The 26,479-nt window shown below is 54.8% G+C and carries 23 protein-coding genes and 1 tRNA gene; 15 read left to right on the top strand and 9 right to left on the bottom strand.

The window, feature by feature from the left end; genetic code table 11:
- Window positions 1-352: 352 nt before the first annotated feature.
- The gene (locus tag HA50_RS12625) at window positions 353-1,711 is read left to right on the top strand and encodes an APC family permease (RefSeq protein ID WP_084875950.1); all 1,359 of its coding nucleotides are present in this window, start codon (window positions 353-355) and stop codon (window positions 1,709-1,711) included.
- Between the two features lie 111 nt (window positions 1,712-1,822).
- Here HA50_RS12625 and sbcB read toward each other — a convergent pair whose 3' ends face one another.
- Window positions 1,823-3,244 carry an exodeoxyribonuclease I gene (gene sbcB, locus HA50_RS12620; protein WP_084875948.1) on the bottom strand — a complete coding sequence of 474 codons (1,422 nt, stop codon included), beginning with the start codon at window positions 3,242-3,244 and terminating at the stop codon, window positions 1,823-1,825.
- A 195-nt stretch (window positions 3,245-3,439) separates the two neighbouring features.
- On the opposite strand from sbcB, the gene dacD reads away from it, so the two are divergent.
- The 4 genes from dacD (at window position 3,440) to tmaR (ending at window position 6,953) form a co-directional block, all read left to right on the top strand.
- Window positions 3,440-4,606 carry a serine-type D-Ala-D-Ala carboxypeptidase DacD gene (gene dacD, locus HA50_RS12615; protein ID WP_208617286.1) on the top strand — a complete coding sequence of 389 codons (1,167 nt, stop codon included), beginning with the start codon at window positions 3,440-3,442 and terminating at the stop codon, window positions 4,604-4,606.
- A gap of 53 nt (window positions 4,607-4,659) precedes the next feature.
- On the top strand, window positions 4,660-5,121 hold the full coding sequence (locus HA50_RS12610) for a GyrI-like domain-containing protein (protein WP_084875942.1): 462 nt from the start codon (window positions 4,660-4,662) through the stop codon (window positions 5,119-5,121).
- A 170-nt stretch (window positions 5,122-5,291) separates the two neighbouring features.
- Window positions 5,292-6,350 carry an FUSC family protein gene (locus HA50_RS12605; protein ID WP_084875940.1) on the top strand — a complete coding sequence of 353 codons (1,059 nt, stop codon included), beginning with the start codon at window positions 5,292-5,294 and terminating at the stop codon, window positions 6,348-6,350.
- A gap of 282 nt (window positions 6,351-6,632) precedes the next feature.
- A complete protein-coding gene (gene tmaR / locus HA50_RS12595) occupies window positions 6,633-6,953 on the top strand; it encodes a PTS system regulator TmaR (RefSeq protein WP_013509702.1) in 321 nt (106 codons plus the stop codon).
- Between the two features lie 43 nt (window positions 6,954-6,996).
- On the opposite strand, the gene HA50_RS12590 is transcribed toward tmaR, so the two are convergent.
- Window positions 6,997-8,055 (bottom strand): LacI family DNA-binding transcriptional regulator, encoded by a 1,059-nt coding sequence (locus HA50_RS12590; RefSeq protein ID WP_084875934.1) that lies wholly within the window; start codon window positions 8,053-8,055, stop codon window positions 6,997-6,999.
- 99 nt (window positions 8,056-8,154) lie between these two features.
- On the opposite strand from HA50_RS12590, the gene HA50_RS12585 reads away from it, so the two are divergent.
- Window positions 8,155-8,928, top strand: a complete 774-nt coding sequence (locus HA50_RS12585; RefSeq protein WP_084875931.1) for an ElyC/SanA/YdcF family protein — start codon at window positions 8,155-8,157, stop codon at window positions 8,926-8,928.
- Between the two features lie 44 nt (window positions 8,929-8,972).
- Here HA50_RS12585 and HA50_RS12580 read toward each other — a convergent pair whose 3' ends face one another.
- Window positions 8,973-9,884: a ketopantoate reductase family protein gene (locus HA50_RS12580; protein WP_084875928.1), complete on the bottom strand. Its 912-nt coding sequence runs from the start codon at window positions 9,882-9,884 to the stop codon at window positions 8,973-8,975.
- 205 nt (window positions 9,885-10,089) lie between these two features.
- On the opposite strand from HA50_RS12580, the gene fusA reads away from it, so the two are divergent.
- Window positions 10,090-12,186, top strand: coding sequence for an elongation factor G (gene fusA / locus HA50_RS12575; RefSeq protein WP_084875925.1), 2,097 nt, complete (start codon window positions 10,090-10,092; stop codon window positions 12,184-12,186).
- 2 nt (window positions 12,187-12,188) lie between these two features.
- Here the strand turns inward: fusA and HA50_RS12570 are convergent, their stop codons facing one another.
- Window positions 12,189-12,977 carry a phosphate/phosphite/phosphonate ABC transporter substrate-binding protein gene (locus HA50_RS12570; protein WP_084875922.1) on the bottom strand — a complete coding sequence of 263 codons (789 nt, stop codon included), beginning with the start codon at window positions 12,975-12,977 and terminating at the stop codon, window positions 12,189-12,191.
- Window positions 12,970-13,941, bottom strand: coding sequence for a fatty acid desaturase (locus HA50_RS12565; protein WP_084875919.1), 972 nt, complete (start codon window positions 13,939-13,941; stop codon window positions 12,970-12,972). Before HA50_RS12565 ends, HA50_RS12570 begins: the two co-directional genes overlap by 8 nt.
- Window positions 13,942-14,160: 219 nt before the next feature.
- Between HA50_RS12565 and HA50_RS12560 the strand changes: the two genes are divergently transcribed.
- Window positions 14,161-15,183 carry an LLM class flavin-dependent oxidoreductase gene (locus HA50_RS12560; RefSeq protein WP_084875917.1) on the top strand — a complete coding sequence of 341 codons (1,023 nt, stop codon included), beginning with the start codon at window positions 14,161-14,163 and terminating at the stop codon, window positions 15,181-15,183.
- A 105-nt stretch (window positions 15,184-15,288) separates the two neighbouring features.
- Here HA50_RS12560 and HA50_RS12555 read toward each other — a convergent pair.
- Window positions 15,289-15,364 (bottom strand) — tRNA-Asn (locus HA50_RS12555).
- A gap of 344 nt (window positions 15,365-15,708) precedes the next feature.
- Here HA50_RS12555 and HA50_RS12550 point away from each other — a divergent pair.
- Window positions 15,709-16,830, top strand: a complete 1,122-nt coding sequence (locus tag HA50_RS12550; protein ID WP_084875914.1) for a Gfo/Idh/MocA family protein — start codon at window positions 15,709-15,711, stop codon at window positions 16,828-16,830.
- Window positions 16,831-16,937: 107 nt separating this feature from the next.
- On the opposite strand, the gene HA50_RS12545 is transcribed toward HA50_RS12550, so the two are convergent.
- The 3 genes from HA50_RS12545 to HA50_RS12535 all read right to left on the bottom strand — a co-directional run bounded on the left by HA50_RS12545 (window position 16,938) and on the right by HA50_RS12535 (window position 19,877).
- Complete coding sequence (locus HA50_RS12545) at window positions 16,938-17,765, bottom strand: glycosyltransferase family 8 protein (protein WP_084875911.1); 828 nt, start codon at window positions 17,763-17,765, stop codon at window positions 16,938-16,940.
- A gap of 18 nt (window positions 17,766-17,783) precedes the next feature.
- Complete coding sequence (locus tag HA50_RS12540) at window positions 17,784-19,163, bottom strand: D-arabinono-1,4-lactone oxidase (RefSeq protein ID WP_084875909.1); 1,380 nt, start codon at window positions 19,161-19,163, stop codon at window positions 17,784-17,786.
- Between the two features lie 75 nt (window positions 19,164-19,238).
- Entirely contained in the window at window positions 19,239-19,877 is a 639-nt protein-coding gene (locus HA50_RS12535) for a TetR/AcrR family transcriptional regulator (RefSeq protein ID WP_084875906.1), read from the bottom strand.
- A gap of 194 nt (window positions 19,878-20,071) precedes the next feature.
- On the opposite strand from HA50_RS12535, the gene HA50_RS12530 reads away from it, so the two are divergent.
- From HA50_RS12530 to HA50_RS12505, 6 genes are all read left to right on the top strand, one after another.
- Entirely contained in the window at window positions 20,072-21,172 is a 1,101-nt protein-coding gene (locus HA50_RS12530) for a methionine ABC transporter ATP-binding protein (protein WP_084875904.1), read from the top strand.
- A complete protein-coding gene (locus HA50_RS12525) occupies window positions 21,153-21,809 on the top strand; it encodes a methionine ABC transporter permease (RefSeq protein WP_084875902.1) in 657 nt (218 codons plus the stop codon). Before HA50_RS12530 ends, HA50_RS12525 begins: the two co-directional genes overlap by 20 nt.
- Before the next feature lie 939 nt (window positions 21,810-22,748).
- Window positions 22,749-23,339 (top strand): hypothetical protein, encoded by a 591-nt coding sequence (locus HA50_RS12520; protein WP_084875900.1) that lies wholly within the window; start codon window positions 22,749-22,751, stop codon window positions 23,337-23,339.
- A gap of 26 nt (window positions 23,340-23,365) precedes the next feature.
- Complete coding sequence (tssJ, locus tag HA50_RS12515; RefSeq protein ID WP_084875898.1) at window positions 23,366-23,869, top strand: type VI secretion system lipoprotein TssJ; 504 nt, start codon at window positions 23,366-23,368, stop codon at window positions 23,867-23,869.
- Between the two features lie 9 nt (window positions 23,870-23,878).
- Complete coding sequence (gene tssK / locus HA50_RS12510) at window positions 23,879-25,219, top strand: type VI secretion system baseplate subunit TssK (protein WP_084878507.1); 1,341 nt, start codon at window positions 23,879-23,881, stop codon at window positions 25,217-25,219.
- Between the two features lie 16 nt (window positions 25,220-25,235).
- Window positions 25,236-26,477: a DotU family type VI secretion system protein gene (locus HA50_RS12505; RefSeq protein WP_084875896.1), complete on the top strand. Its 1,242-nt coding sequence runs from the start codon at window positions 25,236-25,238 to the stop codon at window positions 26,475-26,477.
- The last annotated feature ends 2 nt before the right edge of the window (window positions 26,478-26,479 follow it).

Raw genomic sequence — 26,479 nt, 5'->3', positions numbered from 1 at the left:
CAACATCTTGTATTGAAGCCAGTAATTAAGGCAAAATATGCGCCCTGCAAAATACCAACATAACCGACGCTTATCGCGTCGGTTATTTTTTGCAGAGTGATTTCACCATAATTTAACCGAGGCCGGACACGCATCCGGATAGATAGACACTGAAACACGCGTTGCGCGTGAGATTTTGAGGATACAAAGATGGGGCTGTTTACAACTGCACCAGCGCAGGCTGGTTCTCGCTTTCGTGATGACTACGGCGCTGCGGTAAGCACAAATGCTTATCAACCCACCTCCTGTCGCAATTTGCGCAGTTTCCCTGTGGTACAACCCAGTCCGGTTGTTGCTGTAGGGGGCCTGAACAATGTCGCTTAATACCTCTGCCGCACCGCAGCGTGCACATCTGAAAAAATCCCTGACCTTGATCCCGGTGGTCATGATGGGCCTGGCATATATGCAGCCAATGACCCTGTTTGATACCTTTGGCATCGTTTCAGGTCTGACTGACGGCCACGTCGCCACAGCGTATGCGTTTGCGCTGATTGCCATTCTGTTCACTGCTATTAGCTACGGTAAGCTGGTACGCCGCTTCCCATCTGCGGGCTCCGCTTATACCTATGCACAGAAGGCCATCAGCCCACATGTTGGCTTTATGGTCGGCTGGTCATCACTGCTGGACTACCTGTTCATGCCGATGATCAACATCCTGCTGGCAAAAAGCTATTTTGAAACGCTGGTGCCGGGTATTCCGTCGTGGATTTTCGTGGTGTTGCTGGTGGGCTTTATGACGCTCTCCAACCTGCGTGGTATCAAAACCGTTGCTAACTTCAACAGCCTGATTGTGGTGTTGCAGGTTCTGGTGATGATCGGGATTACCGCGATGGTGATCTACGGTGTGGCGCACGGTGTAGGTGCAGGTACGCTGACCAGCTCGAAACCATTCTGGTCATCTGACGCCCATGTGGTGCCAATGATCACCGGTGCGACTATCTTGTGTTTCTCATTCCTTGGCTTTGATGGCATCAGTTCGCTGTCGGAAGAGACCAAAGACGCTGAACGCACCATTCCGCGCGCGATTTTCCTTACCGCGCTGATCGGTGGTGTGATCTTTATTGCGGTGTCTTACTTCCTGCAGCTGTACTTCCCGGATATCTCGCGTTTCCAGAATCCGGATTCCTCTCAGCCGGAAATTATGCTGTTTGTAGCGGGTAAAGCGCTGCAGGTTGGCATCCTGATCTTCTCGGTGGTCACGGTGCTGGCATCTGGCATGGCGGCACACGCGGGCGTTTCCCGTCTGATGTATGTGATGGGGCGTGATGGCGTGTTCCCGGAGCGTTTCTTTGGCTATGTACACCCGAAATGGCGTACCCCGTCACTGAACGTGCTGCTGGTGGGCGCGATTGCATTGCTGGCGATTAACTTCGACCTGGTGACCGCAACGGCACTGATTAACTTCGGTGCGCTGGTAGCGTTTACCTTTGTTAACCTGTCGGTGATTGCGCAGTTCTGGATCCGTGAAAAGCGTAACAAAACGCTGAAAGATCACTTCCACTATCTGGTGCTGCCGGTACTCGGTGCCATGACCGTCGGCGCGCTGTGGATTAACCTGGAAGAGACTTCCATGGTGTTAGGTCTGGTGTGGGCAGCGGTAGGGATTATTTACCTGGCGTTTGTGACCCGCACCTTCCGTAACCCGGTGCCGCAGTACAGCGAAGAAGTTTAAATCAAAAAGGTGCGCGGTAACGCGCACCTTCATCGGTAGCGGCGCGATTTATCGCGCGGGTTTTTCCGGCAGCGTGGTAGCGGCGCGATTTATCGCGCAGAGAATGGGGGATTACGAAACCAGTTCCTGCGCATACAAATACAGCGATTTTAACAATCCCAGTTTTTCGTTATTCCCTTCATGCAAACTCGCCAGTGACTCCAGCTCCAGCAGGAATGCCTGCACACGCTCGGCGTTCAGCGCTTCGCGGCGATGCTGTAACCAGCGCTGCTGCTCGGCATCATCCAGCGTGCCTGGGAAGTTGCGCGCCCGGTAGCGGAACAACAGCTTTGCAATGCGCTTGTCATCAAAGGTTAAATCCAGCGCGGGCAGATTCTGTGCCGGTGTCTGACGCACAATATTCATTGCTGCCCGGTCGGCATCACTGAAGAAACCGTTATACAACTGCGCATCCACATCATCCGATGGGGTAAACGGCTCGGCTTCTGCAAATAACGTCACCGCTTTTTCCCGCACTTCCGCATGCTGACGCAACAGCGCAAGGTTTGCCAGGCAGGCCTGGCGATCGATATTCAGCCGCTCAGCATCTTCCGGCCGCAGGGTGTTGGCCGGGGCCAGCACCGGGCATTTATTGATATGTACCAGTTTGATGGGCACTGCCGCACGATCGCCCAGTTCGCTATGGCGGGTGTACAACCGCTCGCGCAATTCGTCAGGAGACAGCTCAAGCAGTGGCGTCATGTCTCCCGCCAGGTCGGCCACGATCAGCGCATTGCGGTTATCCGGGTGCCATGCCAGCGGCACAATCCAGCTGGTGTTGCCCCGTGCCGCGCCAAACATCCCTGAAACATGCACCAGCGGCTTCATTTGCGGGATGTCGATCAGCGTCATCAGTTTCTGTTTATTACGATGGCTAAACAGGAACTCAAACAGTTTCGGTTGCTTCTCTTTGACCAGCTTTGCCATTGCCAGCGTGGCATAGACATCTGACATCGCATCATGCGCCTGTTCGTGTGACACGCCGTTGGCTTTGGTCAGATGCTCCAGTTTAAAGCTGGGGAAGCCGTCATCATTTTCCGGCCAGATAATGCCTTCCGGGCGCAACGCATAGCAGGCGCGCATCACATCCAGCAAATCCCAGCGCGAGTTACCGTTTTGCCAGCTCCAGCCGTAGGGATCGAAGAAATTTCGATAGAAAATGTTGCGGGTGACTTCGTCATCGAAGCGGACATTGTTGTATCCCAGCACGCAGGTCTGCGGCTCGGTAAACAGGCCATGGATACGCTCGGCAAAGGCCGCTTCCGTTACGCCGCGTGCCTGCGCCGTTTGCGGGGTAATGCCGGTGATCATCACCGCTTCAGGTTGCGGCAGATAATCATCGGCTGGCTGGCAATAAAACACCTGCGGTTCACCTATGGCATTGAAATCTTTATCAGTTCGCAACCCGGCAAACTGCGCCGGTCGATCCAGCGAGGGGCTCTTGCCGAAGGTTTCGTAATCGTGGACTAAAAAGGTGAATTCGGAGGCGGGCACGGCGTTATCCTGGCAATGTAAAATCAACGCACAGAATAGTCGTCCGGCTGGCACAGTACAACCTCCCTCCACAGCTCTGCGCGTCCGCGCGCAGAATTTGTCCTCAGTTCATACTTTTTTTCAATTTATTCAAACCTCTTAAAGGCATTTGCCGTACAAAGTGCGGCGGTAAATTCATTTTTTGAGGAAGAAGTGTTGAAAAGGCGTCTGCTGGTAACTGTATCTGGAATGATTTTTTGGGCATCGCTGGCGCAGGCTGACGACAGCATGCCATTCCCCCTGACGCCTCCGTCGATTGATGCGGCTTCCTGGGTCCTGATGGACGCGACCACCGGGCAGATTCTCACATCCGGGAATCCCGATGAGGAGCGCAACCCGGCCAGTCTCACCAAACTGATGACCGGCTACGTGGTGGATCGGGCTATCGATCAGCACAAAATCACGCGCGACGATGTGGTTACCGTTGGCAAAGATGCCTGGGCTGCCGGTAATCCGGTGTTTAAAGGTTCCTCGCTGATGTTCCTCAAGCCTGGTGATAAAGTGACGGTGCGCGATCTGAGCCGTGGGGTGATCATCGATTCAGGCAACGATGCCTGTGTGGCACTGGCCGATTATGTTGCGGGTAGCCAGCAAAACTTCGTCACCATGATGAACAGCTATGTACAGAAACTGGGTCTGACGCATACCCACTTTGAAACCGTGCACGGTCTGGATGCGCCAGGTCAGCACACCACCGCCCGCGATCTGGCAGTGTTATCCCGCGCTATCATCAGTGGTGAACCTGATTTCTATGCCATGTACAGTGAGAAAACCCTCACCTGGAACGGCATCACCCAGAACAACCGTAACGGGCTGCTGTGGGATAACAACCTGCACGTTGACGGCCTGAAAACCGGTCATACCGAAACCGCCGGCTTTAACATTATCGCCTCAAATATCATCGGTCAGCATCGTCTGATTGCGGTGATTATGGGGGGTAAAAGCTCGAAAGGACGTGAGGATCAGGCGCGTAAGCTGCTGATCTGGGGTCAGAACAACTTCGACACCGTACAATTGTTCCATGCCGGTAAGAAGATTGGCACCGAAAACGTCTGGTACGGTAATCCGCATCAGGTGGATGTCGGCACCACCCAGGATATCTATCTGTCGCTGCCACGTGGCGAAGTGCAGAACGTGAAAGCGAAATACGTTATCGACCGCAAAGATCTGGAAGCGCCATTAAAGGCCAACGAGCAGGTGGGTGAGATTCAGGTGATGGACAAGGATAAGCAGCTGGCGAGCTATCCGCTCTATGCGCTGACGGCGGTAAATAAAGCCGGGATCGTGACGCGTATTGAAGATTACCTGAAGCAAAAACTGTAAGCATGGTCTAACTTCGGTATCAGCATCCCCATTTGCTGATACCGAGGTGAATCATGAAAACATCTGTCGTTGATCGTCCGGCGCAAAGCTGGGTCGGTTACCGCCTGAAGGGACCCTGGCAGGAAACCGTGCCGCAGGGTTTTGGACAGCTGAAGGTGTGGGCGGCGCGTCATGGTTTCTCCGGGGAGTGGATGGCCATTTACTATGGCAATCCCCAGCAGTTACCGCCTGAGGAGTTAGCAGTGGAAACCGTGCTGACGGTTCCTGCGGATTTTGCCCTCGCGGCGGGGGACAATATTCAACACGGTACGCTGGCGGGTGGTTATTACTTCCATACCTGCCGGGAAGTGACCAATAACGACTTCTTCGCTGCCTGGAATGAGTTGTTCGCGCTGTTGCAGCAACGCAGCGACTGGCAAATCGATGAACGGCCCTGTTATGAGCATTATCTTTCTGACGGTTCGCAAAGCGGCAACTGGTTGCTGAACATGTATATCCCGGTGCGGCCACGCTAAAAAGATCATGGCGTTACATCTATGTTTCGATTGGGAAAAATGGATGTAGCGCGCATGTTGGTTTTTGTAAGCAGTCGTCAAAAAGTCAGTAAAAATGCGCGTCAGGGCTTAAGCGATCCTGTTTTGCCAGGGTAACATAGCGCGCAAAATTTTCCCGTTCCCGGACCATCATGTTACGCGCTGATAAGCCTATTTCATCCATTGAGTTCTGGCTCTACCGTCATTATCGCGCCGTGCATGGCGTGCGTATCGCCATCGCTTTTGTCCTGAGCTTTTTGTTTGTCCGTCTGACTGAGATCCCGGAAGGAACCTGGCCACTGATTACGCTGGTGGTCGTGATGGGGCCGATCTCGACCTGGGGAAATGTCTTTCCTCGTGTGGTCCAGCGTATCATTGGCACCTTTGCGGGTGCGGTCTCGGGGCTGATCGCCCTGAAGCTGGAACTGATCTCACTGCCGGTGATGCTGGTCTGGTGTTTTGCGGTGATGGTGGTGTGCGGTTATCTTACCCTTGGCAAACATCCGTATATGGCACTGCTGATAGGCATCACCCTGAGTGTGGTGGTTGGCGCACCGGCCGGGGACTTCACCGTGGCGATGTGGCGCGGCGGGGATGTGATTCTGGGCTCGCTGATGGCACTGATGTTCACCGCCATCTGGGCGCAGCGTGCCTACATTCACTGGCGTATCCAGCTCTCCGATGCCTTTATCAATATGACGAAAATTCATCACACCGGTTTCTCTGCCAACCTGGTGGATAAACCCCGGCTGAATAAACCGTTTCAAAAACTGCTCACCAGCGTGATCAAAATGCGCGCGCTACTGGAACCCGCCAGCAAAGAGACCCGCATTCCAAAATCGGTGTTTGAAGCGATTCAGACCATAAACCGTAATATGGTTAACACCATGCAGATGCAAATTGATGCGTGGTGGGCGTCACGCGAAAGCCATTATCTGTTACTGAATGCACCCGCGTTACGCCGCACTCAGCAGATGACGGAAAACACCCTGAAGGCACTGGCGGTGCTGATGGTTAAAGGGGAGACGGAACAGGTCACGGCCAACAGCCATGAACTGGGCAACATCATGCAGGAACTGGAGCAACTGATTGCTAATGGCAGCAAGCAGCTGGAGACCACCTCGATTTATGGCTATGTCTGGCTGAGCCTTGAACAGGCGCGCCAGCTGGAGCGAATGACCGATCTGGTACGTCTGGCGTTACGTAAATAGTTTTCGCGGCAATGACTTAATGTGAATCGCCCTTTCTTTGCGCTAAGATAAGTCCCTGTCCGATTTTAGCTGTGAAAATTGCTTACGAGGCTGGCAAGCCGCTAAGCTGAAGATACCCGTCATACTTCAAGTTGCAGGTGCGTTGGCTGCGCTCATTCACCCCAGTCACTTACTTCAGTAAGCTCCTGGGGCTTCATTCTCTTGCCGCCTTCCTGCACCTCGAAGTATTTAGGGTATATGACTATTCCGCCTGCTCAGGCAGGCCTAAAGAAAGGTGCCAACATGGAAAATGCCAAGCAATCATTTCAGGACGTTCTGGAGTTTGTGCGTATGTTTCGTCGTAAAAACAAACTACAGCGCGAAATTACGGACAACGAGAAGAAAATCCGTGATAACCAGAAACGTGTGTTGCTGCTGGATAACCTGAGCGAATACATCAAACCGGGCATGAGCGTTGAGGCGATTCAGGAAATTATCGCCAGCATGCGCGTGGACTATGAAGACCGCGTGGACGAGTACATCATTAAAAACGCGGATCTCTCCAAAGAACGCCGTGAGCTGTCGAAAAAGCTCAAGGCGATGGGCGAACCCAAGCCGCAATAAGTATTCAGGGGCCGAAAGGCCCCTGAATGTTTTTCCGTCGCGACTATTCGCGCAGCAGCCGTCTTGCCAGCACCTGCAACTGTTGCGCCACCTCGGCGATATCTGACTTTTCCTGTTGCGGCGCTGCCGTGGTTTCCCGCACCACCAACGTGGTTTCCAGTGGCTGCTCGTCGTGGCTCGCGCCGTCCAGGCGCGCCAGCAGCCGATCCACACTGATTGCACCGAGCTGCTGCAAATCCTGTCGTACCGTAGTCAGCGGGGGCTGGTACCAGGCGCTTTCCACCGTGTCATCATAACCAATCACGGCTATCTCAGCGGGAATCTGCACGCCATGCTGATGCAGCGCGCGCATCGCCCCGAGCGCCATCTGATCGTTCGCCACCAGCAGTGCCTGCGGCAGATGGTGCGGTAACTGACTGAGCAATGCCTGATAACCTGACGCCGCGCTCCAGTCGCCTTCCAGCACGCAACAGGCTTTAAGTTGATGTGCTGCCAGCGCCTGCTGCCACGCCTGAAAGCGTGCGCGCGCAGAGGCTGAACTTGCCGGACCGTTCAGCACCCCAATCTGGCGGTGGCCGAGCGCCACCAGATGATCCACTGCCTGGCGTGCGCCAGATTCACTGCGATACTGACATTGCATGACCCTGGCACTACGCTCAACATCAAGAAACAGGACCGGTTTATCACCACATTGCTGCTGAATCTGTTCTGCCGCGCTGGCGTCCAGCGGCAGATTGATCAGCAGCGCATCAACCCGCTGCGCCAGCAGTTCATTGACCGTGTCCTGAGCGCTGCCTGAAGCCATGGCAATCACCAGATGGTAGCCAAGTGCTGCGGCACGTTGCTGGATGGCGGAGGCGATCTGCGCCGGTGCCATCAGAGCCAGATCACTGGTTGCCAGTCCCAGCGTGCGAGTGGCTTTACCGGCCAGTTGTTGTGCCACGCGGTTCGGCACATAGTTGAGTTGCTGCATCGCGGCTTCAACTTTGGCGCGGGTACGCGCGGAGACCTGTACGGAACGGTTAAGCACGCGGGAAACGGTTTGGTAGGAAACCCCCGCCAGTTGAGCGACGTCATCGAGGGTTACGGAGCGCGAAGTCATTGAACTCTCCTGAAGATGATAGCGGCGAGTGTAGCAAATTTTTCCCTGTCGGCGTGGTCTTAAGGCGTACACTGCGAGAGATAACCTGAGGAGAACAGCATGCAACTCAATAAGGAACACATTCACGATATCAACACGCTGGCGCAGTGGCTGGCGCTGGATCATATGCCGCATCAGGGCACGCTGGAGGCTGACTTGGCCATTCTGGCCGGGCATGCGGTGCTGCCGAATATTGAAGGTGTGGTGGCGCTGGCAAAGAAATACCAGCTGCCATTATTAATCAGCGGCGGAATCGGTCATTCCACGCCGTTACTGGCACAGATGATGGCCGCGCATCCGCTGTATCGGCAGATTGATACCCAGGGCAAAAGCGAGGCCGCCATGCTGGGTGACATTGCGCGCGTCTTTGCGGCATTGCCGGACGATCTGCTGCTGCTGGAAGAGAAATCACGTAACTGCGGAGAAAATGCGGCGTTCAGTCAGCAATTGCTGGATACCGAGCAATGGCAGCCGCAGCGGGTGATTCTGGTGCAGGATCCCCTGATGCAACGTCGTACCTGGGAAACCTTTCGCTGGCAATGGCGCGATCGCGCGGATGCCCCGGAATTTATCAGCTGGCCGGTGTTTACCCCGCAGGTGATTGTTGATTCCGGCATGTTGCGTATCACCGGCGCACCGCCGCAGGGATTGTGGTCAATGGAACGCTTCCTGTCGTTGCTGATGGGGGAAGTGCAACGGCTGCGTGACGATGAAAATGGGTATGGGCCGCGTGGCAAAGGATTTTTTGGTCATGTTGAGGTGCCGGAAGCGGTAGAAGCTGGATGGCAGCGGCTGATGCGTCTGCCGGGCGTACAATCACGCGTAGCGGGTTAATGTTGCCGTCACGGCACGATCAATCGCGCCGTGACGGTGCAGTATTAACGATTCTTCAAATACACCTGCAAATTGACGTACACCGCATTCAGCAGCGGCGTTACCACGCCGTTACGCGTGGCGCGCACCAGCAGGTCACCGATGATCTGATCCGCTTCGATGTCATAGCCCTGGGTCAGATCGCGATACATCGATGAGGTCATCGGCGTCGCCGGGTTATTCAGCGTCTCAAAAATCTTCGCGGTCACGGCCGGGCGCTCCTGATAGCCTTCTGCGCTGATGACGGACAGCACTTCGCCGAAAACTCCCCGCAATAACGCTTCACCGCCCTGTGAGGTGAGAATCTGCTGGGTATTGCCACGGCCAATACAGCAGACGGCTCCGAGCGTGCTGAGCAGCAGCCACTTTTCCCACAGTTCGCTGCCGATGTTATCGGCAAAAACGCTGTCGAATTGCGCACCACTCAGGGCCTCATTCACCCGTTGCAGCCGTGCATCGTTATGACCATCCAGCGCGCCATAGAACAGGATATGCAGCGGGGTCATCTGCACCACTTCGCCGTTTTCACCCAAAGTCGCGTTGATTTTGCACAGTCCGCCAATCACCTTATCGCCAAAGCGGCTGCGCAGCGTATCGATATGCCGCATGCCGTTCAGGATCGGCATAATCAACGTCTCCGGGCCAACCGCAGGGGCGATATCTTCAATCGCCTGTGCCAGCCCAAAGCTTTTCACCGTCAGGATAATCAGGTCATAAGTGCCGTGCAGCGCACCGGTCTGCACCAGCTGCGGTTGCAGGGGCTCGCTGCTGGTGGGGGTTTTCAGTACCAGCCCGCCGCTTTTTAACTGCTGAAAACGGCGCTCGCGCACCAGAAAAGTCACATCACGTCCTGCTTGCGCCAGACGCGCACCGAAATACCCGCCGGTTGCGCCGGCGCCGACTACCAGAATACGCATGGTTGTGTTTCCCGTTGAGAATGAGACCCCTACCTTAAAACGCAGCGGCATGGGATGCCAGTGGTCAAATGTGTATTGATGTCATTGCGGTTGATGAAAAACAGCTCAAACTGTTCGTATTCATTCGTACAATGGGTCTAAGCTATTTAGCAGCAGCGGGCAATTGGTGCCCGCTTTTTTCCGTCAAACAGACTAAGGACGCATCATGCCCCGACCGCTACCCATCGAACGTTATCGCAATATCGGCATTTCCGCGCACATCGATGCCGGTAAAACCACCACCACCGAGCGCATCCTGTTTTACACCGGGATGAGCCATAAGCTGGGTGAAGTGCACGATGGCGCGGCAACCACCGACTGGATGGCGCAGGAGCAGGAGCGTGGTATCACCATCACCTCGGCTGCCGTGAGCTGCTACTGGCCGGGTATGGATGGCAGCTTTGCGCCACACCGTATCAACATCATTGATACCCCCGGACACGTCGATTTTACTATCGAGGTGGAACGTTCCATGCGCGTGCTGGATGGGGCGGTGATGGTGTATGACGCCGTTGGCGGCGTGCAACCGCAGTCAGAAACCGTCTGGCGTCAGGCCAACAAATATCATGTGCCACGCATCGCCTTCGTCAACAAAATGGACCGGCAGGGTGCGGATTTCTTCCATGTGGTGCAGATGATGAAAGATCGCCTGCACGCCAATCCGGTGCCGATTGTGATCCCGATTGGTGCCGAGGAACACTTTACCGGCGTGGTGGATCTGATCAAAATGCGCGCCATTTCCTGGGATGACGCGACTCAGGGGATGACCTTCAGTTACGCCCCGATCCCGGATGAGTTGCAGGCCCTGGCGGCGGAGTGGCGCGAAAACATGGTCGCCGCTGCGGCGGAAGCCAGTGAAGCGCTGATGGATGCGTATCTTGAGCAGGGAGACCTGAGCGAGGAGCAGGTGATTGCCGGTCTGCGTCAGCGTACTTTGCAGAACGAGATCCAGCCGATGTTGTGCGGCAGCGCCTTTAAAAACAAAGGGGTGCAACGCATGCTGGACGCGGTGATCGAGCTGATGCCGTCGCCAGTGGATGTACCGCCGGTCGCCGGGGTGGATGAGCGCGGTGAACACGCTGAACGCCATGCCGACGATGATGAGCCCTTCTCGGCGCTGGCCTTCAAACTGATGAGCGATCCGTATGTCGGCCAGCTGACCTTTGTCCGCGTCTATTCTGGCGTGCTGCGCAAAGGCGACAGCGTGTGGAACGCGGTGAAAGGGCGTAAAGAACGTATCGGACGCATTGTGCAGATGCAGGCCAATGATCGTATTGAAATCGAAGAGATTCGGGCGGGTGATATCGCTGCCTGCGTCGGCCTGAAAGAAGTGACCACTGGCGAAACTCTGTGCGATCCCAACGCGGTGATCACGCTGGAGCGCATGGAATTCCCGGAACCGGTGATTTCGCTCTCCATCGAGCCGAAAACCAAGAGCGACCAGGAAAAAATGGGGCTGGCATTGCAGCGGCTGGCGGCGGAGGATCCCTCATTCCGCCTGCATACCGATGAAGAGTCAGGTCAGACGATTATTTCCGGCATGGGCGAGTTGCATCTGGAGATCATCGTTGATCGCATGAAGCGTGAGTTTGGCGTTGAAGCCAACATTGGCCGACCGCAGGTGACTTACCGCGAAACCATCCGTAAAACGGTGCGTGATGTGGAAGGGAAGTTTGTGCGTCAGTCAGGCGGTAAAGGCCAGTATGGTCATGTGGTTCTGACGCTGGAACCACAGCAGGCGGGAGCCGGTTTTGCGTTTGAAGATGCCACTAAAGGCGGGGTCGTGCCGCGCGAGTTTATTCCTTCGGTAGAGAAGGGGATTCGCGAAGCGCTCAATAGCGGGGTGCTGGCGGGCTATCCGGTGGTGGACATTAAAGCCACCCTGACATTTGGTTCCTACCATGATGTTGACTCGTCGGAAATGGCGTTCCGCATGGCGGCAATTTTTGGCTTTAAGGCAGCAGCAAAACTGGCTGACCCGGTGATCCTCGAACCGGTGATGCAGGTTGAAGTGGAAACCCCGGAAGAGTACGCCGGTAACGTGATGGGGGATCTCTCCTCACGCCGTGGCACGTTGCAGGGCATGGACGAACGTTTTGGCGCACGTATTATCCGCGCCGAAGTGCCGCTGGCGGAGATGTTTGGTTACTCCACCACGCTGCGTTCGATGTCGCAGGGACGTGCCACCTACAGCATGGAGTTTAACCACTACGCCGAAGCACCGAAAAATGTGGCTGACGCGATCATCGCTTCACGTCATTAACCTTACAGCGCCGTCACGCCCAGCGTGGCGGCCTGTTGTTCCCACTGCAACACCTCATCATAAAAGGCGCGCTCTGGCGTGGCGAAACCGCCAATCAGGTTGGCGGCGCACAGCTCCCGATACCTCTCGTCCTCCGTCAACTGCGTAAGCGCGGCGCGTAATTGTGCCAGCGTATCCGAGTCGGTCTGTGCTGCGGTGATCAGCGGCAACGCGGCGCATAGCGGCGTCTCACCAATCATCGTCAGCCCGGCCAGTTCCCTGGGGAAATTGCGCTGTAACAGCGCCCAGGTGATGCAGTCGATGGCGGCGATATCCGCCCGGCCCTGACGCAGTGCGGCCAGTGACTGACGATGGCTGCCGCTGAAGTGAGTCTCAGCAAAGAAACGCCCCTGCTGTGCCAGTGGCGCCACCACATAACGCAGCGAGTTGTAGCCGGAGTGCGAATCGTCGCTGTTGCACACCGCGCGGCGACCACGAAAGTCAGCCAGTGACAGCGCCTGATCTTCATCCCGGACCACCAGCCAGCTGCGATAGCGCAGCCCCTCACAACCCGGCGCACTGGACTGAAACGCGCCGACCAGTTGCACCTCCGGCAGCAATTTCACCAGCGGATAACCGCAAGTCTGACTCAGCAATAAGTCTCTGTCGCGCCAGTGCGGCAGCAGGTCACTGTGCCACTCCACCTTGGCCGTGATACCGCGCACTGCCAGCAGCTGTGCCAGCGTGCCGATTAACGCTTCGGTCACGGTGTGATTGATGTCGTACATCGGTAACGACAAGCGTTTAGTCATCCTGTGCATCCTGGTTGCGGCCCGGATGGGCGTTAACATTGATCGGCCTGGCCCAGAAACGTCGCAGCCACTCGGCATATCCTGCCACACGGAAACCCTGGTTACGCTGAAAGTAGCCATCCCGGTGCAGCAGATAAACCCGACGCAGGCCATACCACGGCAGGCCAGGCAGATCGTGATGTACTGAATGATAGTTGAGGTTAAGAAACAGCAAACGCCACGGCAGTGCTGCTTCGTTATTTACCGAGCGGGCCAGCGGCTCCTCTTCAGCCCGATGTTCATAAAAGGATCGGATTTTGGTCAGCGCCAGCGCCGGATAGCTGACAGCCAACACGAACCACAGCGGCGAAAATCCCTGCTGTGCCAGCCAGGTAAACAGCCCTGCCAGCAGACCAAGGTGAATGATCCACATGGTGATAGCGCGCCCATCACGCTGGCGGAAAGCGCTCAGCATGGCATGCAGGGTGGCCAGGATATCCAGCAGCGGCCCGAGCAGCAGACGCCCAGGGAAGGTATTACGCAGATGAATGATCCGGCGTTGCCACGGCTGGAGCCGCGCCCAATGTTGCGGTGTCAGGTAATAGCTTTCAGGGTCGTCCTGCGGATCGGTCAGGGTATGGTTGTGATGATGTGCCAGATGCGAGTCACAATATAACCCATACGGATACCACACCGCCAGCGGCAGGGTGCCAAACAGCTGGTTAAGGCGTGGCCAGCGCGTGGGGTGGCCATGGATCAGCTCATGCTGCAACGACATATACCAGGTGGTGAAGATAATCATCAGCAGGGTGGTGGGCAACAGCCCCAGTCGTTGTCCATACCACAAGGTGCCAAACCAGCCGCCATAGACAGCCAGGATCAGCAGCCAGGTCGGCAGCTCACTGCGCCACAGCCAGCTGCGTCTGAGGTGATAAATCTGTTCACGCTGTTGCGCGCTGATATAGGCGGATGAACCCTGGGTCATGATGGCGGCGTAGTCCTGCGGTGTAATCTCTCTCCGCCAGACGATGCGGCAAGGTCAAAAAAAAGACAAAGACCTTAATTTTCTTACTTATGTCGAAAAACTTGATGATACGGTTGAAAACTATTGGCTATCAGTGCGGACCGGTCTGACGTAACCTTTCAGCATCGAAACTGATTTGACTTAGCCGGGGCGTAACCCGCCCACGAGGAGAATATTTCCATGAAAAAGATTGGCTTCTTATCCTTTGGTCACTGGACCCCATCATCGCAGTCCGCCACCCGTTCCGCGCAGGATGTACTGCTGCAATCCATCGATCTGGCCGTGGCTGCTGAAGAGTTAGGAGCCGACGGCGCTTATTACCGTGTGCATCACTTTGCCCGTCAGCTAAGTTCGCCATTCCCGCTGCTGGCTGCGGTGGGGGCACGTACCAAAAAGATCGAGATTGGTACTGGCGTGATTGATATGCGTTATGAAAACCCGATGTATATGGCGGAAGACGCCGGTGCAGCGGACCTGATTTCTAATGGTCGTCTGCAACTGGGGATCAGTCGTGGTTCGCCGGAGCAGGTGGTCGAAGGTTATCGCTACTTTGGTTATAACCCGAAGGAAGGGGAGAGCGATGCGGATATGGGCCGTCGTCACACCGAAGAGTTTCTTGAGGTGTTGCGCGGTGAAGGTTTTGCCAAACCCAATCCACAGCCGATGTTCCCGAATCCGCCGGGCCTGCTGCGTCTGGAGCCGTTCTCAGAAGGGCTACGTGAGCGTATCTGGTGGGGTTCTGGCTCCAATGCCACGGCCATTTGGGCGGCGCAACAGGGGATGAACCTGCAAAGTTCTACGCTGAAAGATGATGAAACCGGCGAGCCGTTCCACATCCAGCAGGCGAAACAGATTCGTGCTTACCGTGAAGCCTGGCAGGCGGCGGGGCATCAGCATACGCCACGCGTTTCCGTCAGCCGTAGTATTTTTGCCCTGACCAACGATATTGACCGTGCTTATTTTGGCCGCAGTGGGCAGGAACAGGATTCAGTAGGTTTCCTCGACGAGAAAACCCGCGCTATCTTCGGTCGCAGCTATGCGGCGGAACCGGAACAGCTGATCAAACAGCTGGCGCAGGATGAGGCGATTGCTGAAGCCGATACCCTGCTGCTGACCATTCCGAACCAGCTGGGCGTGGACTACTGTGCCCATGTGATGGAAGCGATTCTGACCCACGTCGCACCGGAGCTGGGCTGGCGTTAATTCAGGTAACAGCGCGATTTATCGCGCTGTTTTGACGTTGGCACATTGCTGGCGTTACTACAGGCAAAAAAAAAGCAGCCTTTTCAGGCTGCTCTTCTTCGAATTTGGCTCCTCTGACTGGACTCGAACCAGTGACATACGGATTAACAGTCCGCCGTTCTACCGACTGAACTACAGAGGAATCGTTTGAACGGGGCGCATAGTAACGAGCAGGCCGCAGCTTGTCAAAGCCCTTTTGCACAAATTGTTCTGACTGCTGAATAAAGCATCAGGGCGGCCAGCGTCAAACGTAAAAACGGCAAATCCACGCAGGAAGATAATGAAATGTAACATCCATATAAACGGCAAGTGGGAACAATGAATTGTGATGTTTGTCACTAACTATATGAAAAATTACATTCTCTTTTGTCGTTTTTGTCAGGTCGATCGCATGCATGATCACAGATATTTCATTTCACCATTGTAGACGCACAGGATGAAATTTATATTCCGGATCACTTCTTCTGTGAACCCAGGATGTGCGCTATGAACAAAGTCAGAATCGGTATGATTGGCAGTGGCTACATTGGACGTTGTCATGCAATTGCCTATGCCCAGGCCCCCACGGTTTTTGCGCTGAAAGGTGAAATCGTGCGAGAGATGCTGGCGGAGGTCAATCCGGAGCTGGCAGCAAAACAGGCGGCAACCTTTGGTTTTGCCCGCTCCACCGGCGACTGGCGTGAGCTGGTGCGCGATCCCGGTATTGATGTGGTTGATATCTGCGCTCCCAATTTCCTGCATAAGGAGATGGCGCTGGAAGCGATTCGCCACGGTAAACATGTCTATTCAGAAAAACCGCTGTCACTCTCGGTCGCCGATGCGGAAGAAATGGTGCAGGCTGCCCGCGAGGCGGGTGTCAAAACCCTGGTGGGCTTCAACTATATGAAAAACCCAACCAGCCAGCTGGCGCGTGAAATTATCGCCCGGGGGGAAATTGGTGAGGTGGTGCATTTTTATGGCACCCACAATGAAGATTATCTGGCGAAGCCCGAAACGCCGCTGGACTGGCACTGCCAGAAAGCGCTGGCCGGACTGGGCGCGCTGGGCGACCTTGCGGCGCATATCGTCAATATGGCGCACTATCTGGTGGGCGACATTGCCGAAGTCAGTGGCGACATGATGACGGTCATCAAACAGCGTCCCGATCCGAAAGACGCGACCCGCCTGTTGCCGGTAGAAAATGAAGACCAGGCCAGTGCATTGCTGCGATTCAAAAACGGCGCACATGGGGTGTTTGAAACCTCGCGTATCGCCTGCGGCAGCAAAATGGGGCTGACCTACGTGGTAACCGGCACCAAAGGCACGTTGCGTTATACCCAGGAGCGTATGGCGGAGCTGGAACTTTATCTCCACGATGATCCAGCCGGTCGCCAGGGTTTTAAAACCATTCTTACCGGGCCTGCTCACCCGGACTATGCCAACTTCTGCGTTTCTGCCGGACATGGCATTGGTTTCAACGATCAGAAAACCGTGGAAATTCGTGACCTGATTAACGGCATCGCGGCAGGCGATCGTATGTGGCCTGATTTTGCTGAAGGATTACAGGTGCAGAAGGTGCTGGAAGCGGTGGCGGTGTCGGCAGTGGAACGTCGCTGGATGACGGTGTAGTTCTGGAGCGTTAGGCGTAGCGGCGCGATTTATCGCGCAGGTTTTTCCGGCAGCGTGCATGGAATTGCGCGATAAATCGCGCCGCTACGATCTGATCAGTTCTGTGGTCACTCTTCGGCCATCTGCCACCATAACTTATCCAGCGCATAGTAGCGGTCGCGCTCCATCTCAGGCTGGTACAAATCGCGCTTCCAGGGTTTCGCCAGAATGTAATGCAGGTTTTTTACCTCTTCAGACTGCCACATCTTCGGGTGCTGAAAAGGCAAGGTTTTCAGCGCATTGTAGATATACGGCAGGGGCAGCCAACGCCCGGCAAAAACCTCATTGAGCAAATCCTGCTCGGAAAAAGGATACCGGCGCAGATCGTCAATCGCGGCGACTTTATCCTGCAACTGCTGAAAAACGGCCATATCGGGCTTCAGGACCAGAAATCCGCCGTTGAGATAGCGATCCAGTTCTGGCGGGGCCGGCTGGTGGCGTTCCTGCCAGGTATAGTGACAATTCTCCGGCTGCCAGCTGGCCGGGTAACTGGCAATCTGATTCGGGTTGCAGCGGCAGGCATGGCAGGCGGCGAGGGCGTGATCACCCAGATCTAGGGTGAAAAGCTCGTCCATATTGCGTAACACCAGCATATCGGCATCAAGAAAAACCACGCGTTCACAGCCAGTGAGTTCCCAGGCGCGTAGTTTGCTCCACACCTCGCCAAACTGCGCCGAAGCGTAGTGTTGATCTAAATCGGCACGGGGAGTCAGTGGCGTCACCGGATGGAGCACGCAACCATCAGTCTGCAACGCTTCACGCGTGGCGACATCAATGGTGTCGGTGACCATCACAATCAACGGCCATTGGGTGGCGCTTTTTTGTAGCGAACGATGCAAAGCTTTCACTCCGACCAGGTAGTCGGGTTGTGTCAATAAAGTGACCCAGGCAAACATACTTTCCTCTCGTCAGGCTTAATCGAAAAGGGCGGTAACGTAGTCGTTGCTGAAACGGCGGTACGGATCGAGCTGCTGGCGCACGGCGCGAAAAGCCTCCCACTGCGGATAAATATCACGCCAGTGGTAGCGTCGGGCATCGTAATATTTACCCCAGTGTGGGCGTCCCCCCTCGGCTGCCAGCAATTTTTCCACTTCAGTGAGAAAGTGCAGCCCGTCCTGCGATAACGAACCATCATCGGCGTAATACACCACAAAGCCGAAAAAACAGGTGGCTTGCTGCCAGGCCGGACTCAGCCAGGCTGATGAAGGGCCGGTGCAGCGCAGAATGATCGGGTAATGCATATGGGGATGATTGGCCGCATACCAGGCTTTGATTTTGCTGATTATTTGCGGAGTCTTGTCCAGTGGGACACCAATCTCAACATTAATTTGCGGCACCGCAATGCCGCGACAAAACAGCTGGTAAATATCGCCGCTGATATCGGTGAAGTCGCGAAAACGCGTGACAGTGCGGAATTGTTTGCCGCCTTTGCCCTGGATTTGCGTATCCCGATGCATCTGCGCCAGCGTTTGATCAATGGTGTCATTCAGACTGCTATTGGTTTCTTCTCCGTGTTCAATCACGGCACGCTGACTGGCGTAATAACGCTGCTTGTCCTGCTCGCTGGCCTCTTCGGCATTCCAGACATGTATCAGGTTGTCATCGACAAACCACCAGGCTTTGCTCAATTCGTATTGCTGGTTCCAGTTCAGCAAATCCTGTTCAAGGTTATCGGCGGACACGGCATTCTTGTGGCAGGTAAACAGGCGAAAAGGCCGGGTACGCAGTGTGACTGCGGTAACAATGCCCAGTGCACCAAGCGCGACTTGCGCGGCAGGGAAATCGGCATCGTCGCGGGTAAATTCCCGCAGGCTACCATCGGCCAGCACCATACGGATGCGGAGCGCTTCGTCTGCCAGTGAACTCTGATCCAATCCCTGGCCGTGGGTACCGGTGGACATGGCGCCAGCCAGGGTTTGTACCGCAATCACGCCCGGAGATGAAGCCAGCATCAGGTTCATGGCAGTGAGCGTGGCATAGACCTGCTCCAGCCGGGTACCCGCCCCAAAGGTGACGCTGGCATCATCGCTGGCGATCACCCCTTGAAACGCACTGAGGTCCAGCAACACATCCTGCTCACCGACCCGCAGCATTCGTCCGGGTGACAGACGGCTCCCCAGTACGCGCACTTTGCCCTGCGAATGGCGCAAAATATGCTGCAGTTCGGCTTCGTTCTGTGGTCGCAGTAACTGGCTGCGCTGGCCGACGACGGCATTTCGCGCCCAGTTCCATAAGGCAGTGGCATGATCGATGCTGGCGGTGTGACGTAATGGATAAAGGTGGGAATCTTTCACTACGGCGTTCCTTAGTCTGAGGTCTGTGACGGTCCCATTTCACTAAAGCGTAGACCATCACAGCGCAGCCACAGACTAAGAGGCTTTACGGATATAGCGCAGCGTGGCGGTGACGGCCAGCTGCCGGTTGCGGTGGATACTCTCCTCTTCACTCTTATCCGGGCTAAACAGCGCGTTGAAGGTGTAGCGGTTCGAGACATGATGTACGCAGATACTGCTGATCAGGCGATGCACATCGATGGTATTCACATCGGTGATAAAAATGCCCTGTTGCTGCCCGCGCAACAAAATATCATCAAGCAAATCAAGGGCGCTCTTGTTCAGCGCTTTTATCCGTTCCGACTGGGTGATGTAGCGACCACGTAACAGGTTTTCGGTGCAGACCAGTCGCATAAAATCGGGGTGAGAGACGTGGTAATCAAAACTGGCTTCCACCAGTTTGACCATCGCTTCTTCCGGGGCCATCGCCGCCAGATTCAGCCCGGTTTCATGCTGACGAATCGCCTGATAAACCTGCTCCAGCACTTCGATATATAACTTCTCTTTATTACCAAAGTGGTACACCACCATACGTTTGGTGGTCTGAGCGTGCTCGGCAATCTGCTCCAGCCGTGCACCCTGCATACCGAACTCGGCAAAGGTTTTCAGTGCGCCAGCGAGGATGCGTTTCTTTAGCCCTTCAGGGTCATTCTTACGTTTGGTGGTATCCGACATAGTGCTCAGTAACAAGGTGCAAAAAGAGGATGTTAGCACAGCATAACGCGTGATAACGCAGAGGCTGTGCGCTTTATATGCATTTTGTGAATAACAATTCTGAAATCGAGATTAAGTGATAATAACGCGCTGCGTATACTGCGCTGATTCCCGACCCGTTAACCGGGCAGAGCTCAGCCGATGCAGGATGACCCATGACACTACTCCTTCCCCATGACATTTCAATATCGCGCCGTGCGGTCAGCGATGCGCAGGATCGCCTGCACTCCTCGCCAGTGGTGGTAAGCGTACGCGATATTTCACGCCGGTTTGGTGCCACACATGCGCTACGTAAGGTTTCCCTGGCGGTCAATCAGGGCGAAATACTCGGCATCATTGGTCGCAGTGGTGCCGGGAAATCCACGCTGATTCGCTGTCTGAACGGCCTGGAACAACCTGATGAAGGTGTGATTGAGATTGAAGGGCGCGCTATCAGTGATTTATCAGAGAAAGCCTTACAGGCGGTGCGTAGCCGGGTAGGGATGGTGTTCCAGCACTTCAATTTATTGTCAGCAAAAACGGTGGCACAGAACGTGGCGCTGCCGCTAAAAATCGCCGGGGTGGCCAAAGCACAGCGGCAGCAACGCGTTGATGAGTTATTACATCTGGTGGGGCTGGCTGACAAAGCGGATCACTACCCGGCAGCCCTGTCAGGGGGGCAGAAGCAACGCGTGGGGATTGCTCGTGCACTGGCGGCAGAACCAGCACTGCTGCTGTGTGATGAAGCCACATCGGCGCTCGACCCTGAAACCACACGCTCGATTCTCGCGCTGCTGAAATCACTTAATCAACAGCTCGGCATCACTATCCTGCTGATCACCCACGAGATGGAGGTCATCAAAACGGTTGCTCATCGGGTGGCGGTGATCGACGGCGGCGAAATTATTGAAAGTGGCCCGGTGTGGCAGGTCTTTGCCCATCCACAAACCTCATTAACACAAACATTATTACGTGGTCTGCTGCCGCAGCTGCCGGAAAGTCTGGCGGCACGTATCCAGCCGCAACCTGATGGAGACGCGATTTTTCGCGTCAATTTTGCCGGTGATGATGCTCAGGGTGACCTGCTGACGCGGCTCGCCAGTCAATGGCCAGGCGCATTTCGTCTGTTGCAGGGCGGGGAGGATCATATTCAGCACTACGCGGTCGTCCGTTTCTTTATTGCACTGCCACACGCGCAGCAGCAACCGTTAATCAGCTGGCTGCAACAGCAGCAGGCGCAAGTGGAGTTAATAGGTTATGTCGCCAGTCATGATTGATTTATTGCTTAACGCCATTGGCGAAACGTTGCTAATGACGCTGGTTGCTGGATTGTTTTCTTTGGTGGCAGGCTTACCGCTGGGGTTAATTCTGGTGGTCACCAGTCCGGGTGGAATAGCCGAACATCGATTCATCAATCGGGTGCTTGGGGTGATCATTAATGGCTTTCGTTCGCTGCCGTTTATTATTCTGCTGGTGGCGTTGATTCCGTTTACCCGTTTTCTGGTTGGCACCTCGCTTGGAACCTGGGCCGCAATTGTCCCCCTTTCAATCACCGCGACACCATATTTTGCCCGTGTGGCGGAGGTGTCATTACGTGAGGTGGATCGTGGCCTGATCGATGCAGTACGCGCGATGGGTGCCAGCAGATTACGCATCGTCTGGGAGGTTCTGGTGCCCGAAGCGCTTCCGGGTATCCTGGCGGGGTTTGTTGTCACCCTGGTGGCGCTGGTGGGCGCGTCGGCGATGGCGGGTGCCATTGGGGCCGGTGGGTTAGGGGATCTGGCGATTCGCTACGGTTATCAACGTTTCGAAACCAATGTCATGCTGGCGGTGATCGCGGTGCTGATTATCCTGGTATGCGGAATTCAGTGGCTGGGCGATCGTCTGGTTGCGCGTGTGGACAAGCGGCGTTAAGCACCCGTTTTCTGCCCAATCCCCCCTGAACCGACTGGTAAGCATCGGAAAAATTCGAATTCATTTCTTTCTCTTCACATTTCAGATGGGCGTTTATTTTCAATAATCAGGTGAAATCCATCACCTGATGGGATAAACGTCTCATTTGTACGGTTTTGTAAGTTTTTTAACCTTCATATCGCCCGTCACTGCAGCTTTCGCTAATTCCTCCCTGAATCAGATCCATTATTTGTATGAAATTTTATGAATTTTCTATGTACGAAATCTCATCATAAGTGATTATTTTCTTATGTTTCTAATCATTTTTTGGGAGCATTCTTATTTAAACCCGGTAAATTGAGCTGAATTTGCATTAGTTTTATTTGTTAACGTTTATTTAAGTATGTTTCCAGGATAACATCGCGTTGATATTTCGTCAGGGTTATGTAAACCTTTGGCGATTGTTAACAATTCGATTGCGATTATGTGCTCACGGGCGGGTATTACCTGGCTCGTGCGGTAGCCATGCTGGCGTACACGTTTTTAACATATTGATTTAGATCGATTATTTTAACGCAATTAACAGTTAAAATTCGTCACTGCTATTACCCCCTAATTCAATACTGATTAATCAGTCTCATTGAATAGGGTGATTTTCAGACCGGGAATGTCATAAGAAAATCTTGTGATCGCTGCATAACCTCCTTTGAGTTGCAAATATTGATCATTTTGATGAATGATTCATCCGCCACTCAGAAACTCCCGCCTGGTCTCTCGTTTCCTTTTATTGCATCTTAAATACTTAATTATAACTGATCAGTTGTGAGCATCTTTTTGCTTATTTCTGCCACATGAATCTTGTGGTTAATTTTTTTAAATGGTCCTGTATTGCAGTATGAATAACTGCAACCAGTGATTTGTTTTGCCAACAACCGGCCAATGGCCATTTTTTAGAGATTAATGGAACTAAACATGAAGAAAATGGTGAATCTCCGCATTGCGTTAAGCCTGCTGTTTGTCTTTGCTGTTGCAGGTTGTAAAGCGCCACCGAAAATCACTGATGACACTGTGGTCACCAGCACCGTCGATGGTGTGACCCTGAGCCATCGTCATGCCGTTACCCCCCCTGCGCAGTTAAGCCCCATCAATGAAGAATATCGTGCGCTCTATCCGGCGTCGGTCATGACCCGCCCTGACTTTAGCGGCAAAGTCGTCACTACATTACAAACCGGTGGAACCTATACCGTGCTGGGCATGGTAGAGAACAACTGGCTGGCTGTGGGCGAACAACCCCAGCAGGCTGCAGCGCCGGATGCCGATGCGAAAAAAGCCGCAGATTCAGTCCCTCAGACGACGGCGCAGCCAGCTCAGCTAACCGGTTATGTGCCGTTCCGCGCGTTGGTGAAAAGCGATTTGTATGATCAAACCCTGAAGGCTGACCAACCTAAACGCCGTGCCCGTACCAGTGCGAAGAAGAAAACCTGCGTGTCGGTCGATGGTGACAGCAAAGCCTGTCAGAACGGCAATAGCGGGACCTGGATCATCAACTAATCACGATGAGCATAGAGGGACAGGAGATGGCATTGACGCTAACAACATTCCGACTGAGGCAGTGGCTGTGGCCGCTGCTGGTCCTGCTGCTGACTGCCTGCAGCAGTAGCCAGACCCCAGTGGCGCGCTACAACCTGAACTTTCAGGCGCACCCGCAAATCAATGCCGGTGCGCCGCTCAAGGTGCGGGTAATGCTATTAACTTCTGATGCGGCATTTATGTCCGCGGATTTCTATTCCCTGCAAAACCAGCCGGCCACTGCCCTGGGCAACTCACTCCTCAATACGCAGGAATTCTTCCTGCGATCAGGGCAACTCAGCAAAACTCTCACCGGCAAGAGCCTGCCGGAAGCGCGCTTCATTGGCGTTATGGCGGAATATCAGACGCTGGATGGCAAGGTATGGCGTCTGGCATTGCCCTTCCCGGATGGTGACAACAGTTCTTTCTGGCAATTCTGGAAAAGTAACGATGGTGAGCTTAACGCCCGCATTGTTGCTGATATCAACGGTCTGCGCCCGGTTAAGCAGTAAAGGATGATTATGAACAGAGCCGAAAAGGTGGTGTGGACAGAAGGTATGTTCCTGCGCCCGCATCATTTCCAGCAGTCGGAAAACTTTCTGCACAGTACGCTGCGCGAATGGGGGCAATCTCAGCGCGTCTATACCTGGGGTTTTTTTGACGTTGAATTTGATGAAGCCTTACTGCGTCAGGGCAAGCTGGCGTTAAGTGCTGCCAGTGGTTGTCTGCCGGATGGCACCTTTTTTTCCTTCAGTCAGCCGCAGCAGGGCCCGGCACCACTCGATCTGCCAGAAAATGTTGATCGCGCCAAAGTGGTGCTGGCCATTCCGACGCGACGCAACGGGCGTGAAGCGGTGGCCTTCCAGGATTCACAGGATTCGCTGGCGCGCTACCTTGCCTGGGAAAGCGAGGTGGAAGACGACAATGCGATGGCTGTTGGTGCGGCAACGGTGCAGTTTGGCAAATTACGCCTGCGCCTGATGCTGGAGCAGGATCTTACCGCCGAATGGACCGCGATGGGTGTTGCGCGGGTAGTGGAAAAGCGTAGCGATAACCATATCCGCCTCGACAGCGACTACATCCCGCCGATGCTGACCCTTACCGGTAGCCATGCCTTACAAAGCATGATGAACGATCTGCATGGACTGATACAACAGCGTAGTCAGCAACTTAGCCAGCGTGCACCTAACACGGGCCGTTTTAATAGTGCTGACATGGTTGATTTCATGCTGCTGGCGCTGCTGAATCGCCAACTCGGTTTACATGCCCATCTGCAACATTTGCCATTGCTCCACCCCGAATCGCTGTACTGCCACTGGCTACAACTGGCGGCCGAGCTTTGCACCTGGATGCCAGCACGCACGCCGGATGTGTTCCCACGCTATGACCATGACGACTTACGCGGGTGTTTTACCCGTCTGTCGCTGTTATTACGTCAGGGGCTATCGCAGGTGATGGAGGAAAGCGCGATCCAGCTGCCGCTGACGCAGCGTTCACACGGTCTTAATGTCGCCACTGTGCCGGAAAGCAGTATGGTGCGCGAGTTTGGCTTTGTGCTGGCGGTGAAAGCCAGCGTCCCGGCCGATGCCTTAAAAACACATTTCCCGGCGCAGATGAAAGTCGCGCCAGTCACCAAAATCCGCGACCTGGTGCAGCTGCAACTCCCCGGTCTGGCATTGATTGCCATGCCAGGCGCACCGCCGCAAATCCCGTGGCATGCGGGCTACAGCTACTTTGAACTGGATAAAAACAGTGAGCTGTGGAAGGAGATGGAGCGCTCAGGAGCCTTTGCGCTACACCTTGCCGGTGAGTTTCCGGGCCTGAATATGGAGTTCTGGGCCATTCGCAGTCAGTCTGAATAATCAAAACTGAGCACGCATGATGCAGCCACAACCAAAATCGAATAGCGACGCCGTCACGCCAGAGCTGAGTCACCAGAATATCCTGGTGGCAGCGGCGAATCCGCTGATTAACGCCATCCCTCAAATCCGCCACTCCGTGTCTCACGACGATCCTGCGCGTCTGCGTCAGCAATTGATTGATCAGATTCGCCGTTTCGAGCTGAGTTGTCAGCAATCGGGCCTGAGCTATGAAGTGATCATTGGTGCGCGCTACTGCCTGTGTACCGCACTGGATGAGGCCGCTGCGCTCACGCCGTGGGGTAGCCGTGGAGTCTGGACCAGTAATGGCCTGTTGGTGACCTTTCATAATGAAACCTGGGGCGGTGAGAAGTTTTTTCAGCTGCTGGCGAAACTCTCGCAGAATCCACGTCAGCATATCCTGTTGCTGGAGTTGATCTATTTCTGCCTGCTGCTCGGTTTTGAAGGGCGCTATCGGGTGCTGGATAATGGGCGCTCGCAGCTTGAAACCATCAAACAGCGTCTGTTGCAGATGATCAGAGGCGTGCGTGGCAGTTATGCGCCTGCGCTGTCGGTGCATCCTACCGATCAGCCGGTGCTGCGTAAGCTGTGGCGTCCGATGATCCCGCTGTGGGCCTGCGCGGCAGTGGCTGCGTTGGGGGCCTGTCTGTTTTATATCATCCTGAACTGGCGTCTGGGGGACTACACCACGCCGGTGCTGGCCAACATCTATCAGACATCGCTGCCAGAAATCCAGATTCGTAATCCGGCACCGCCACCCCCTGCGGCACTTAACCTGAAAACCTTCCTCAAACCGGAAATTGATGCCGGTCTGGTGGCGGTACGTGATGAAGCCGATCAAAGTGTGGTGACGCTGAAAGGCGATGGTTTGTTTACTTCGGGGGCAACGACGGTACGTGGCCGCTATGAGGCGGTTATTCAGCGTATTGCGGCGGCCATGAACAATGTCAGCGGCAAGATTCTGGTGGTGGGATATACCGATAACGTCCCAATCCGCAGCGCCCGTTTCGCCTCCAATTATGAACTCTCCCTGGCGCGTGCGCAGTCAGTCCAGACCCTGCTGCAACAGCAGCTGACGCAGCCGAATCGGGTGAAGGCCGAAGGGCGGGGCGAAAGCAATCCGCTGGTGCCAAACTCCAGCGCCGCAAATCGCGCCCGTAACCGCCGCGTAGAAATTACGCTGCTGGTGGCACCGGATGCGACGCAAGCTGAACTCAACGGCCTGGCGAGAGGGAACTAATC

Source organism: Pantoea cypripedii, assembly GCF_002095535.1.
GTDB classification, from domain to species: Bacteria; Pseudomonadota; Gammaproteobacteria; order Enterobacterales; family Enterobacteriaceae; genus Pantoea; species Pantoea cypripedii.
Note: the sequence above shows the minus strand (reverse complement) of the source record. Positions and strands in the feature narration are given on the sequence as shown.

Bases quoted from the DNA above. Each gene is read 5' to 3' on its own strand.
- HA50_RS12570 (WP_084875922.1), bottom strand. From the start codon at position 12,977: ATGACTAAACGCTTGTCGTTACCGATGTACGACATCAATCACACCGTG.
- HA50_RS12565 (WP_084875919.1), bottom strand. From the start codon at position 13,941: ATGACCCAGGGTTCATCCGCCTATATCAGCGCGCAACAGCGTGAACAG.
- tmaR (WP_013509702.1), top strand. From the start codon at position 6,633: ATGGAAAATGCCAAGCAATCATTTCAGGACGTTCTGGAGTTTGTGCGT.
- tssK (WP_084878507.1), top strand. From the start codon at position 23,879: ATGAACAGAGCCGAAAAGGTGGTGTGGACAGAAGGTATGTTCCTGCGC.
- HA50_RS12520 (WP_084875900.1), top strand. From the start codon at position 22,749: ATGGAACTAAACATGAAGAAAATGGTGAATCTCCGCATTGCGTTAAGC.
- fusA (WP_084875925.1), top strand. From the start codon at position 10,090: ATGCCCCGACCGCTACCCATCGAACGTTATCGCAATATCGGCATTTCC.
- HA50_RS12590 (WP_084875934.1), bottom strand. From the start codon at position 8,055: ATGACTTCGCGCTCCGTAACCCTCGATGACGTCGCTCAACTGGCGGGG.
- HA50_RS12610 (WP_084875942.1), top strand. From the start codon at position 4,660: ATGAAAACATCTGTCGTTGATCGTCCGGCGCAAAGCTGGGTCGGTTAC.
- HA50_RS12585 (WP_084875931.1), top strand. From the start codon at position 8,155: ATGCAACTCAATAAGGAACACATTCACGATATCAACACGCTGGCGCAG.
- HA50_RS12550 (WP_084875914.1), top strand. From the start codon at position 15,709: ATGAACAAAGTCAGAATCGGTATGATTGGCAGTGGCTACATTGGACGT.
- HA50_RS12525 (WP_084875902.1), top strand. From the start codon at position 21,153: ATGTCGCCAGTCATGATTGATTTATTGCTTAACGCCATTGGCGAAACG.
- HA50_RS12625 (WP_084875950.1), top strand. From the start codon at position 353: ATGTCGCTTAATACCTCTGCCGCACCGCAGCGTGCACATCTGAAAAAA.
- tssJ (WP_084875898.1), top strand. From the start codon at position 23,366: ATGGCATTGACGCTAACAACATTCCGACTGAGGCAGTGGCTGTGGCCG.
- HA50_RS12580 (WP_084875928.1), bottom strand. From the start codon at position 9,884: ATGCGTATTCTGGTAGTCGGCGCCGGCGCAACCGGCGGGTATTTCGGT.
- HA50_RS12535 (WP_084875906.1), bottom strand. From the start codon at position 19,877: ATGTCGGATACCACCAAACGTAAGAATGACCCTGAAGGGCTAAAGAAA.
- HA50_RS12605 (WP_084875940.1), top strand. From the start codon at position 5,292: ATGTTACGCGCTGATAAGCCTATTTCATCCATTGAGTTCTGGCTCTAC.
- HA50_RS12530 (WP_084875904.1), top strand. From the start codon at position 20,072: ATGACACTACTCCTTCCCCATGACATTTCAATATCGCGCCGTGCGGTC.
- HA50_RS12545 (WP_084875911.1), bottom strand. From the start codon at position 17,765: ATGTTTGCCTGGGTCACTTTATTGACACAACCCGACTACCTGGTCGGA.
- HA50_RS12505 (WP_084875896.1), top strand. From the start codon at position 25,236: ATGATGCAGCCACAACCAAAATCGAATAGCGACGCCGTCACGCCAGAG.
- HA50_RS12560 (WP_084875917.1), top strand. From the start codon at position 14,161: ATGAAAAAGATTGGCTTCTTATCCTTTGGTCACTGGACCCCATCATCG.